Here is a 12,014-nt window from a genome sequence, read left to right as displayed (position 1 = left end):
GGCTTGAATTGAGACAGTGTAGTTCTCCGTCCGTTCCCCGATGAAGGACAGCGATCATGACGACACCGCTCGACAAGGATCAATCCGACCGCTGGGCCACCTCCGGCACCGCCTGGGTCGACTTCCAGGACCTGATCGGCCGGGTGCTGCGGCCGCTCGAGGACCTGCTGGTCGAGACCGCACGCACCGACGGCGCCCGGCGGGTGCTGGATGTCGGCTGCGGCACCGGCGGCACCACCCTGGCCGTCGCCCGCGCGACGGGCGCACGCTGCACCGGCGTCGATATCGCCGAGCCGATGCTCGAGGCGGCCCGCGCCAATGCCGAACGGGCCGGCCTCCCGGTGGATTTCGTGTGCGCCGACGCCCAGACCCACACCTTCGACCCGGTCCACGACCTCGTCATGTCCCGTTTCGGGGTGATGTTCTTCGCCGACCCGGTGGCCGCGTTCACCAATCTGCGCCACGCCACCCGATCCGGCGGACGGCTGGCCTGTGTCGTGTGGCGGGCCGCCGCCGACAACCCGTTCTTCACCACCGCGGAAGACGCGGCCGCCCCGCTGCTCCCCGATCTCGGGCCCCGAATCCCGGACGCCCCTGGGCAATTCGGGTTCGCCGACCGCGACCGGGTGGCCGGGATCCTGGCCGACGCCGGCTGGACCGATATCGACATCACCCCGGTCGACGCCGACTGCGCGCTGCCCGAATCCGAACTCACCGGCTACGTCTCCCGATTGGGACCGGTCGGCCTGGCGCTGCTCGAGGCCGACGAGGCGACCCGCGCGAAGGTCGTCGAGGTCGTCCGCGCCGCCTTCGAACCCTTCGTCCACGACGGCGCGGCCCGCTTCACCGCCGCCTGCTGGCTGCTGCGCGCCACCGCCCCGGAGCACGGCTGACATGCCCATCCTCGATCTCTCCGTGCCGATCCGATCCGGCATGCCCGTCTACCCGGGCGATCCCGAGGTGACCGTGCGACCCGCGCTGACCGTGGCCGCCGACGGCGTCAATGTGCTGCACCTTGACATGGGTTCGCAGACGGGCACGCACGTGGACGCGCCCCGGCACATCGACGACGCCCTGCCCGCCCTCGACGAGCTGCCGCTGGAGCGATTCACCGGACCGGCCGTCGTGGTGGACGCGCGAGCCACGGGCGGCGGTCGGCCGATCGGGCGCGAGTACTTCGAGGGGCGGGTGGCTGCGGGCGTGATCGTGCTGGTGGCGACCGGATGGTCGGAGCACTGGGGCACGCACGAGTACCTGAACCATCCGCATCTGACCGTGGCGGCCGCCGAGTATCTGGTCGCGTCGGGGGTGCGGACGGTCGGCATCGACGCGCTCAGCGTGGACCCGACCCCCGCCGAGGAGATTCCGGTGCATCGGATCCTGTGCGGGGCGCACGCCGTGATCGCCGAGAATCTGACCGGTCTGGCGGCGGTGCTGGCGGCGCAGGAGGCCGGTCAGCGGGTGGAAGTGTCGCTGTTCCCGCTGCGGCTGCCCGGGGCGGACGGGGCTCCGGTGCGGGCGGTGGCGCGCGTCGGAATGTGAGAGAAACGTCAGTGTGTCGCATTTTGCGGCGCAGGTCACGCGATGTCCCTAGACTGCTCAGGACCATCTGGGGAGTCGGGGCCCCGACCACGCTCGATCCGAAGGATTTTCGCACGTGAACCGTTACGCCGTAACCACTTTGCTAGCCGTTGCGGCACTGCTGCCCGCCGCGCCCGCCGCCATGGCGGAGATCGCCCTCATCGACACCACCACGACGACTCCGTCGACCACGTCGCCGACCACGACGACGCCGACCACGACGCCGGGCACCAATACTCCGGGCACCACGCCGGGCTGCACCGTCACCGCGGGCCCCGCCACGGCCACGACCACCACCCCCTGCCCCACCAATACCGACCCGGCGCCGAAGAGCCCGATCGAGGCCTTGGTCACCGGTTCCTCCGGCTTCAAGCTGGGCGGGGCGCTCGGTTCGTCGAACACCAACTCCGCCGAACCCGGCACCTGCACCGTCTTGGGCACCGCCTCCGCGCTGTCCGGCATGGCGGCCCTGGGCTGCGGCCCCAACGGTCCGGGCCAGATCGGCTGAGTCCGACCCCCACCGGTCGAGCATGGTCGAAGGGGCATCAGCGCACTGCTGATGCCCCTTCTGCCGTGTCCGTGATGCCCGCGGTCAGCCGCGGTCGGCGTTGCCCGCCTTCCACTGCTCCCACGGAATGTTCCAGTCGCCCAGCCCGTCCACACCGGACAGCGTGCCGCCGACGGTGTTCTTCACGATGGTGATGTCGCCGCGTTTCACGTTGTCGTAGACCCATTTGGCGTCGGCCGGGCTGAGGTTGAGGCAGCCGTGGCTGGTGTTCGAATAGCCCTGCGCGCCCACCGACCACGGGGCCGAGTGGAAGAAGATGCCCGAGTACGAGATTCGGGTCGCCCAGTCCACGGGCGTCTTGTAGCCGTTGGGCGAGTTCACCGCGACTCCGTAGGTGGAGGAATCCATGATGATGCGGTCGAACTTGTCGCCCACGATGTAGACGCCGTTGTCGGTGGGGGTGGAGTCCTTGCCCATGGAGGTGGGCATGGTCTTGATCACCTCGCCGTTGCGTTCCACGGTGACGATCTTGGTGTTGTCGTCGGAGGTGAAGACGGTGGCGTCGCCGATGGTGAAGCTGGAGTGGAGGTCGCTGTCGCCGACCAGGCCGCCGCCCAGGTCGTGGCCGTAGGCGTTGACCGCGATGTCGACCTTGGTGCCCGGGGTCCAGAAGTTCTGCGGCCGCCACCGCACCTCGCGATTGTTGACCCAGTAGAACGCGCCCTCGACCGCCGGCGTCGTGGTGATCTTGATCGCGTTCTGGGCGGCCTTGCGGTCCGGAATGTTCTCGTCGAACTGCACGGCCACCGGCTGACCGATGCCGACCACGTCGTTCTCGGCGGGCAGCAGATACGGGTGGGTGCGGTTGTTCGGGGAGATCGTGGTGAAACTCATCACCGAGGTGGTCGCCCCGCCCAGGCCGATGGCCTCGACCGCCAGCTTGTAGGTGCGCCCGAATCCCAGCTGCTCGGCCAACTTCCACGAGCGGCCGTCGGCGGCGAGCTCACCCGGCACCGGCTTGCCGTCCGGATTGCTCAGCACGACAGCGGTGAACTTGCCGTCCTCCACCTTCAGGTTCAGCTCGCCGGGCGCCACGCCCTTGTCGCCGTCCTTCACCGGGGAAAGCAGCTTCGGCTTCATCAGTTCGCTGATCGGGTTGGAATCGATTGCCACCGAGGACTTCTGGCCGCTACCACCGGAGGAACATCCGACCAGTGCCAGCGCCACCACGGACAGCACCACCCCGGCCCCCCATAGCTTCCCGGTCCGCCGTCCGCCGTGCCTCTCACCCATCGCATCCCCACTTCACGTCTCGGCGCGCGGCCGGCCACCCACCAAAGGCTTCCCCCACAACATCCGAGATCGCCCCCGCCGTGTTAACAACCCTCAACAACTCGAAAGACCACCAGCTCAGAGGGGCGATTTCACTTTCCGCGACCATCCCTGTTAATGTTCTATCCGCACCGCAGAGAGCCCGGAGCGCAAGACCGAGGCCCCCGGCGGAGTAACACGCGCCATTAGCTCAATTGGCAGAGCAGCTGACTCTTAATCAGCGGGTTCGGGGTTCGAGTCCCTGATGGCGCACAATACGAAGCCCCTGACCAGGCAATCCGGTCGGGGGCTTCGTTCGTTCTCGGCTACTTCCCGTGCTCGGCAACGGCTTTGACGATGTCCTCCGGGGTGGGGAAACCCTGGCGGGTCTTGGCGGCCACGGTCTGACCATCCACTGTGACGCGGTACACACCGCCCGAGCCCGGGACCAGTTCCGGTGCGATACCGAGCTCGGTGTCGAGGGCGTCGGCGGCGGCGCGGGCGCGCTTCAGGTAGCCGCAGGGTTTGCAGTAGGTGATGACGACGGCGGGCATGGTCGTACTCCTCACGGTGCGGGTGTCGGATGGGTTGGGGTTCAGTCGTTCTCGTCGCCGGGGAGGGTCCAGGCGCGGGTGGTCGCACCCAGCCGGGTCCAGGTGTTGATGATCGCGATGTGCCAGACCAGTTCGGCGAGTTCCGATTCGGAGAATCTGGCCGCGGCTTCCTGCCAGACGGCGTCCCCGACCTCGCTGTCGGCGATCCGGGTCATGGCCTCGGCGAGGTCGAAGGCGGCACGCTCGCGCGGGGTGAAGAAGGGGGCCTCGCGCCACACCGCGACCAGGTTCACCCGGCGCGCGGTGTCCCCGGCGGCCACCGCGTCGCGGGAGTGCATGTCGACGCAGTAGACGCAGCCGTTGATCTGGGCCACGCGCAGCTTCACCAGTTCGCGCAGCGGCTTCTCCAGGGACGACCGTTGCGCGACCCGCTCGAGGCCGTTCATGGCCTTGGCGATCTCGGGGGTCAGGTCGTCGATGGCGAGGCGGGTGGTCGGCTGGACGTAAGCGCTGGTTTTCGTTGTCATGCTTCAACGGTAGGCCGATAATGGACCAATGTTAGGAGCCAATCAGATGGCGAATTCCTGGTCCAATTCCGGTGTGGATCTGCATCTGCTCGTCGAGCCGGGGCCGGGGCGGCGGGTCGGTGTGGAGCAGGCCTTGCGCGAGGCGATCCGGGACGGCCGTCTCGCCGCCGGGGAGCGCCTGCCACCGAGCCGAACCCTGGCCGTCGAACTCGGGCTCTCGCGCGGGACGGTCAGCGCGGCCTACGACCAGTTGATCGCGGAGGGGCTGTTGATCGCGCGGCAGGGCTCGGGCACGCGCGTCGCCGACGCTGTCGCCACACCCGGCCCCGCCACTCCGCCCGTCGTCGGCCGCCCGAAACCCGCTGCGCCACGGCACAATCTGCGGGCGGGCAGTCCCGACATCAGCCGTTTTCCCACCACCGCCTGGCTGGGCGCGGCCCGGAAGGCCCTGGGCGCGGCACCCGCGGACGCGTTCGGGTACGGCGATCCGTGCGGGCGGATCGAACTGCGATCCGCGCTGGCCGACTACCTGGGCCGCACCCGCGGCGTGCTGGCCACGCCGGACCGGATCATCGTCACCACCGGCGTCCAGCAGGCGCTGGCGCTGCTCAGCACGGTGCTGACCGCATCCGGCACGACCGCCATCGCCATGGAGGACCCCTACATCCCGTCCTTCCGCGACACCGTGCGAGCCGCCGGACCCGTAGTGCGGCCGCTGCCGGTCGACGGCGACGGCGCGCGCGTGGACCTGCTCGGCACGGGCGAATTCGACGGCGTCACAGCCGCGGTCGTCACGCCGAGTCACCAGTTCCCGATCGGTTCGACGCTGGGCCCGGCGCGACGGCAGCACCTCGCCGACTGGGCCCGGGCCGGGCGGCTGGTCATCGAGGACGACTACGACGGCGAATTCCGCTACGACCGGCAACCGGTCGGCGCGATCCAGGGCATCGCGCCCGACCACGTCGTGTACCTCGGCACCGCGTCCAAGACGCTCGGCCCCGGACTGCGCCTGGCCTGGATGGTGCTCCCGCCGCATCTGGTCGGCCCGGTCGCCGAGGCCAAGCGACTGGCCGACCACCACTCCGAGACGCTGGGGCAGCTGACTCTGGCCGAACTGATCACCTCGCACGCCTACGACCGGCACATCCGCGCCTCGCGGCTGCGCTATCGCCGCCGCCGCGACCTGCTCGCGGATCGCCTGAAACCCCGGGCGGGGCGACCGCTGACCGGTTTCGCCCTGTCCGGGATCGCCGCCGGACTGCACGCGCTGATCCGGCTCGAGCCCGCCGGCCTGACCGAGGCCGAAGTCCTGTCCCGCGCACGCGAGTACGGCCTGGCGCTCGAGGGCCTGTCCGGAATGTGGCTCTCCCACGAGGCGCGACCCGACCGGCCGCAAGGACTCGTCGTGGGATTCGCGGCGCCCTCCGAGAGCGCCTACCCGGCCGCGCTCGACGCCCTGGTGCGCGCGCTCTCCTGGAGTGCGACCCCGCGATGACCGCCGGGTCGCCCGGCCTCACCAGACCGGTTCGGGATCCCGACTCCGGTTCAGGCCACGTCCCGATCGCGGCGGGCCAGGGTTTCGGCGGCGTGCCGCGCGATGCTGGCGGCTTGGCGAGCCTGGGCTTCGGGGTGCGCGGTGCGCTGGTCCAGCGCGGCGCGAATTCGTTCGAAGGACGCGGCGGCGCCGTCGACCGCGTGCCGCAGGGCCGCGAATTGGGCGATCAGGTCAACCACCTCGTGGGTGGTGAGGGTCAGGGTCGGGTGTTCCTGGCCGGTCAGGATGGCCTCCGCCGCGGATTCCGCCCAACGCGAGTGCAGTACGTCGAGGATGTCGGCCACTCTGATCGCCTCCCACAGTCACGGCCCCAAATGACGCTTTGCCCACGATACGTACGAGTAACCCCCTACCGCGGTGGTATCGAGAGCAGCAGACGTGCACACTACCGGTGACCGGCAGTCCAAACGCTGCCCGACCGGGCCTTCGCAACATAAAGGAGCTGACGGGTGTTCAGCCGTATTGCCATTGTGAACCGCGGTGAAGCCGCGGTACGCCTCATTCACGCTGTGCGGGATCTGGCGGCCGAGACCGGCCTGCAGATCCAGACGATCGCGCTGCACACCGATGTGGATCGCAACGCGACCTTCGTCCGTGAAGCCGACGTCGCCTACGACCTCGGGCCCGCCTCGGCGCGCCCGTACCTGGATCTGAAGGCGCTCGAGCAGGCGCTCAAGGCGACCAACGCCGATTCGGCGTGGGTCGGTTGGGGTTTCGTGGCCGAGGATCCGGCCTTCGCCGAACTGTGCGAGCAGATCGGGGTGACCTTCATCGGTCCGAGCCCCGATGCCATGCGCAAGCTCGGTGACAAGATCGGCGCGAAGCTGATCGCCGAGGAGGTCGGCGTGCCCGTCGCGCCGTGGAGCCGCGGCGGCGTCGATACCGTGGAGGCCGCGCTGGCGGCGGCCGAGGACATCGGCTACCCGCTGATGTTGAAGGCCACCGCCGGTGGTGGTGGTCGCGGTATCCGCATGATCACCAATGCCGACGAGCTGGTCGACGCCTACGAGCGGACCCGGCAGGAGGCCGCGCGCGCCTTCGGCAGCGGTGTGGTGTTCCTGGAGCGTCTGGTCACCGGCGCCCGTCACGTCGAGGTGCAGGTGATCGCCGACGGTCAGGGCACCGCGTGGGCGCTGGGCGTGCGCGACTGCTCGGTGCAGCGGCGCAACCAGAAGGTCATCGAGGAGTCGGCCTCGCCGGTGCTGCGTCCCGAGCAGGCCGCCGAGCTGAAGGCCTCGGCCGAGCGGCTGGCGATCGCGGTGGGTTACCGCGGCGCGGCGACGGTCGAGTTCCTGTACCACCCGGGCGACGAGCTGTTCGCGTTCCTCGAGGTCAATACCCGTCTGCAGGTCGAGCACCCGATCACCGAGTCCACCACCGGATTCGACCTGGTGCGCGCGCAGCTGCACGTGGCCTCCGGCGGCAAGCTCGAGGGTCAGCCGCCCGCCGAGCGCGGCCACGCCATCGAGGCCCGGCTCAATGCCGAGGACCCCGACCGCGACTTCGCGCCCGCCCCGGGCCGGATCGCCCGCCTGGATCTGCCCGCCGGCCCCGGCATTCGCGTGGACACCGGTGTCAGCGAGGGCGATACGATCCCCGCCGACTTCGACTCCATGATCGCCAAGATCATCGCCTACGGCCGTGACCGCGACGAGGCGCTGGGCCGCCTGCGCCGCGCCATGTCGCAGACCCGCGTGGTCATCGAAGGCGGTTCCACCAACAAGAGTTTCGTGCTCGATCTGCTCGAGCAGCCCGAGGTGATCGACGGCAGCGCCGACACCGGCTGGATCGACCGCGTCCGCGCGCAGGGCCGCCTGGTCTCGCATCGCCACTCGGCGATCGCGGTGGCCGTGGCCGCCATCGACGCCTACGAGGAGGAGGAGCGGGCCGAGCGCGAGCGCCTGCTGTCCACCGCGGCCGGTGGCCGTCCGCAGGTGCAGCACGAGAGCGGCCGACCGCACGACCTGAAGCTGCGCGGCGCCGCCTACCGGGTGCGAGTCGCGCGCATCGGCGCGCACCGCTTCCGGATCGGGATCGAAGCCGGCGGCGATATGCGTTCGGCCGATGTGGATCTGGAGCGTTTCGACCGGCACACCGGCCAGATCGTGGTGAACGGCAGCCGTTTCCGGGTCGTCACCGGCACCCACGGACCGGTCACCCTGGTCGACGTCGAGGGTGTGACGCACCGGATCAGCCGCGACGAGGGCGGCGTGGTCCGCTCCCCCGCGCCGGCGCTGGTGGTCGCCACCCCGCTGGCCGTCGGCGACGAGGTCGAGGCGGGCGCGCCCGTGCTGGTGCTGGAGTCCATGAAGATGGAAACCGTACTGCGCGCGCCGTTCCGGGCCCGGCTCAAGGAGAGCGCGGTCGCGGTCGGCTCTCAGGTGGAGACCGGCGCGCCGCTGCTGCGGCTGGAGCCGATCGCCGATGACGCCGAGACCGAGACCGCCGCTCCGGCCGCCACCGTCGAGCTGGATCTGCCGGGCGCGCCCGCGCCGGTCCTGCCGCACGAGGGCCTGACCCGCAGCCTGCAGGATCTGCGCAGCCTGCTGCTGGGCTTCGATGTGGACCCGCACGACGAGCAGCGGGTGCTCGACGACTACCTGGCCGTGCGCCGGGCGGCCGTCGCCGACAACCGCCGGCCGCTGGCCGAGGAAGTCGAGCTGGTGCAGGTCTTCGCGGATCTGGCCGAGCTGAGCCACAACCGGTCCTGGGAGGACAACGGCTCGCAGGGCCACGTGCACAGCGCCCGCGAGTTCTTCCACACCTATATGCAGAGCCTCGATGTGGAGCGGGCCGGGCTGCCCGAGTCGTATCGGGCGGATCTGCGCGCGGCGTTCGCGCACTACGGTGTCGCCGAGCTGGATCGCTCGTCCGACCTGGAGGCGGCGGTCTTCCGCATCTTCCTGGCCCAGCAGCGGCCGGCCGGAACGGTCACCGTCATCACCGCGCTGCTGCGCGAGTGGCTGAGCGAGCCGGTGCCGGACCGCGCGCTGCGCGAGCCCGCCGGTCTGGCGCTGGAGCGCCTGGTGACCGCGACGCAGTTCCGGTTCCCGGGTCTGGCCGACCTCGCGCGTGGTGTGGCGTACGCCTGGTACGCCCACCCGCTGCTGCGCCGCAACCGCGCCCGGGTGTACACCACCGTGCGCAAGCACCTGAGTTTCCTGGACGCCCAGCCGGATACGGCCGAGCGCACCGACCGCATCGCGGACATGGTGCGGGCGACCGAGCCGCTGGTGCGTCTGCTGGGTCAGCGCCTGGTGCGCGGCAGCACCGACAACACCGCCATGCTGGAGGTGCTGACGCGGCGCTACTACGGCAACAAGGACCTCACCGATGTGCGGACCGAGGAGTCGAACGGGCAGCGTTTCGTCATCGCCGAGCGCCGGGGCGTGAACCTGGTGTCGTCGGCGGTGAGCTTCGACGCGCTCGACACCGTGCTGCGCGGGCTGGCCGAGGTGGCGCGTGACTGCTCGTCCGTCGAGGCCGACGTCTACCTCAGCTGGGAGAAGCAGCCGGAGGACTTCGAGGCGATGGCGGTGGCGCTGCAGGAAGCGCTTGCCGGACAGCCGCTTCCGAGCCAGGTGCACCGGATCACCTGCACGGTGGCGGGCAGCGGTGGCGCGGTCATGCACCACCACTTCACCTTCCGGCCCGCGACCACGGGGATGTCGGAGGAGCGGCTGATCCGCGGTCTGCACCCGTACATCGCCCAGCGCATGCAGATGCGCCGGCTGCGCAAGTTCGACCTCACCCGCCTGCCGTCCTCGGACGACGAAGAGGTGTACCTGTTCCGCGCGGTGGCCAAGGAGAACCCGGCCGACGACCGCCTGATCGCGTTCGCGCAGGTGCGCGACCTGGCCGCGCTGCGCGAGCACGACGGCCGCCTGCTGGTGCTGCCCACCGCGGAGAGCACCATCGCCACCTGCCTCGACTCCATCCGCCGCGCCCAGGCGCAGCGGCCGTCGAACAAGCGGTTCAACACCAACCGGATCGTCATGTACATCTGGCCGGTGGTGGATGTGACCCGCAGCGAGCTGGAGACGGTGATCGCCGGGCACGTGCTGCCGATGACGGCGGGCGCGGGCCTCGAGGAGATCCTGCTCATCGCCCGCCAGCGTGATCCGCAGACCGGTCAGCTGGAGAAGATCGCGGTGCGCGTCTCCTTCGACGCGACCGGCGGTGTCCAGGTGAGCGTCGGTGAGCGCACCGACGACGCGGTCGAGCCGCTCGACGAGTACCGGCAGAAGGTGCTGCGCGCGGGTAGCCGCAACACCGTCTACCCGTACGAATTGACCGGTCTGCTGGGTGATTTCACCGAGTACGACCTCGACGCCTCGCACACCCTGGTGCCGGTGGACCGGCCCAAGGGCCGCAACAGCGCGGCGCTGGTGGCCGGTGTGGTCACCACCCCGACCCCGCAGCATCCGGCCGGTGTCATGCGTGTCGCCCTGCTGGGTGACCCGACGAAGTCGCTGGGCGCGCTGTCGGAGCCGGAGTGCCGCCGGGTGATCGCGGCCATCGATCTGGCCGAGTCGCTGCGGGTGCCGCTGGAGTGGTACGCGCTGTCCTCGGGCGCCCGCATCTCGATGAAGTCGGGCACCGAGAACATGGACTGGGTGGCGGCCGCGCTCAAGCGGATCGTCGAGTTCACCCAGGCCGGCGGCGAGATCAATATCGTGGTCAACGGCATCAATGTCGGTGCGCAGCCGTACTGGAACGCCGAGGCGACCATGCTCATGCACACCAAGGGCATCCTGGTGATGACGCCGGAGTCGGCGATGGTGCTGACCGGCAAGCAGGCGCTGGACTTCTCCGGCGCGGTCTCGGCCGAGGACAACTTCGGCATCGGCGGCTACGACCGCGTGATGGGCCCGAACGGCCAGGCCCAGTACTGGGCGCCGAATCTGCTTGCCGCGCGGGACATCCTGATGGCGCACTACGACTTCTCGTACGTGGTGCCCGGCGAGGACGGTCCGCGCCGCGGCCCGACCGCCGACCCGATCGACCGTGACGTCTCCGACTTCCCGCACGTGCAGGAGGGCAGCGACTTCACGACCGTCGGGGAGATCTTCTCGTCCGCCGCGAACCCGGATCGCAAGAAGCCGTTCGACATTCGCACCGTGATGCGGGCGCTGGCCGACCAGGACCACGAGGTGCTGGAGCGGTGGGCGGGCATGGCCGACGCCGAGACCTCCGTCGTCTTCGACGCGCGGCTGGGCGGAATCCCGGTGTGCCTGTTGGGCATCGAGTCCAAGAACGTGGGGCGGCGCGGCTTCCCCGCCACCGACGGACCCGACACCTACACGGCGGGAACGCTTTTCCCGCAGTCGTCGAAGAAGGCGGCGCGGGCGATCAACGCGGCCAGCGGCAACCGCCCGCTGGTGGTGCTGGCCAACCTGTCCGGCTTCGACGGCTCGCCGGAGTCGATGCGCAAGGTACAGCTGGAGTACGGCGCCGAGATCGGCCGGGCCATCGTCAATTTCGACGGTCCGATCGTGTTCTGCGTGATCTCCCGCTACCACGGCGGCGCCTTCGTGGTGTTCTCGAAGACCCTGAACCCGAGCATGACCGTGCTGGCGCTGGAGGGCTCGTTCGCCTCCGTGCTGGGCGGCGCCCCCGCCGCGGCGGTCGTGTTCTCGGGCGAGGTCAGCGCGCGCACCGAGGCCGACCCGCGGGTGCGTGACTTCGAGCTGCGCGCGGCGAACGCCTCCGGCACCGACCGCGCCACCCTGACCGCGGAGCGCGACGACCTGCGCTTCTCGGTGCGGGCGGAGAAGCTGGGTGAGGTGGCCGCGGAGTTCGACCGCGTGCACAACATCCAGCGCGCCGTCGAGGTGGGTTCGGTGGACGCCATCATCAGCACCGTCGAGATGCGCCCGCGCATCATCGCCGCCATCGAGGCCGGGCTCGCCCGCCACTGATCGATGAGACGCGAAACGCCCCGGCAGTCCGACTGCCGGGGCGTTTCTCGTTCGATC

9 protein-coding genes and 1 tRNA gene are annotated in these 12,014 nt (G+C 70.2%); 6 read left to right on the top strand and 4 right to left on the bottom strand.

Annotated elements, in window-relative coordinates:
• The first annotated feature begins 56 nt into the window (after positions 1–56).
• From ACQP06_RS07615 to ACQP06_RS07605, 3 genes are all read left to right on the top strand, one after another.
• Complete coding sequence (locus ACQP06_RS07615) at positions 57–893, top strand: class I SAM-dependent methyltransferase (RefSeq protein ID WP_433671513.1); 837 nt, start codon at positions 57–59, stop codon at positions 891–893.
• 1 nt (position 894) lies between these two features.
• The gene (locus tag ACQP06_RS07610) at positions 895–1,542 is read left to right on the top strand and encodes a cyclase family protein (protein ID WP_433671511.1); all 648 of its coding nucleotides are present in this window, start codon (positions 895–897) and stop codon (positions 1,540–1,542) included.
• A 115-nt stretch (positions 1,543–1,657) separates the two neighbouring features.
• Positions 1,658–2,089, top strand: a complete 432-nt coding sequence (locus ACQP06_RS07605) for a hypothetical protein (protein ID WP_433671510.1) — start codon at positions 1,658–1,660, stop codon at positions 2,087–2,089.
• Positions 2,090–2,173: 84 nt separating this feature from the next.
• Here the strand turns inward: ACQP06_RS07605 and ACQP06_RS07600 are convergent, their stop codons facing one another.
• Positions 2,174–3,382, bottom strand: coding sequence for a L,D-transpeptidase (locus ACQP06_RS07600; RefSeq protein ID WP_433671508.1), 1,209 nt, complete (start codon positions 3,380–3,382; stop codon positions 2,174–2,176).
• 218 nt (positions 3,383–3,600) lie between these two features.
• On the opposite strand from ACQP06_RS07600, the gene ACQP06_RS07595 reads away from it, so the two are divergent.
• Positions 3,601–3,673 (top strand) — tRNA-Lys (locus ACQP06_RS07595).
• A gap of 53 nt (positions 3,674–3,726) precedes the next feature.
• Here the strand turns inward: ACQP06_RS07595 and ACQP06_RS07590 are convergent.
• Both ACQP06_RS07590 and ACQP06_RS07585 read right to left on the bottom strand, forming a co-directional pair.
• On the bottom strand, positions 3,727–3,954 hold the full coding sequence (locus ACQP06_RS07590; RefSeq protein WP_433671507.1) for a SelT/SelW/SelH family protein: 228 nt from the start codon (positions 3,952–3,954) through the stop codon (positions 3,727–3,729).
• Positions 3,955–3,995: 41 nt separating this feature from the next.
• Positions 3,996–4,481 carry a carboxymuconolactone decarboxylase family protein gene (locus tag ACQP06_RS07585; protein WP_433671505.1) on the bottom strand — a complete coding sequence of 162 codons (486 nt, stop codon included), beginning with the start codon at positions 4,479–4,481 and terminating at the stop codon, positions 3,996–3,998.
• A 46-nt stretch (positions 4,482–4,527) separates the two neighbouring features.
• On the opposite strand from ACQP06_RS07585, the gene ACQP06_RS07580 reads away from it, so the two are divergent.
• Complete coding sequence (locus ACQP06_RS07580) at positions 4,528–5,976, top strand: PLP-dependent aminotransferase family protein (protein WP_433671504.1); 1,449 nt, start codon at positions 4,528–4,530, stop codon at positions 5,974–5,976.
• A 50-nt stretch (positions 5,977–6,026) separates the two neighbouring features.
• Here ACQP06_RS07580 and ACQP06_RS07575 read toward each other — a convergent pair whose 3' ends face one another.
• Positions 6,027–6,320 carry a hypothetical protein gene (locus ACQP06_RS07575; protein WP_433671502.1) on the bottom strand — a complete coding sequence of 98 codons (294 nt, stop codon included), beginning with the start codon at positions 6,318–6,320 and terminating at the stop codon, positions 6,027–6,029.
• A 165-nt stretch (positions 6,321–6,485) separates the two neighbouring features.
• On the opposite strand from ACQP06_RS07575, the gene ACQP06_RS07570 reads away from it, so the two are divergent.
• A complete protein-coding gene (locus ACQP06_RS07570) occupies positions 6,486–11,957 on the top strand; it encodes a carboxyl transferase domain-containing protein (protein WP_433671500.1) in 5,472 nt (1,823 codons plus the stop codon).
• The last annotated feature ends 57 nt before the right edge of the window (positions 11,958–12,014 follow it).

It is taken from the genome of Nocardia sp. CA-136227 (genome assembly GCF_050955695.1).
Classification (GTDB): Bacteria; Actinomycetota; Actinomycetes; order Mycobacteriales; family Mycobacteriaceae; genus Nocardia.
Note: the sequence above shows the minus strand (reverse complement) of the source record. Positions and strands in the feature narration are given on the sequence as shown.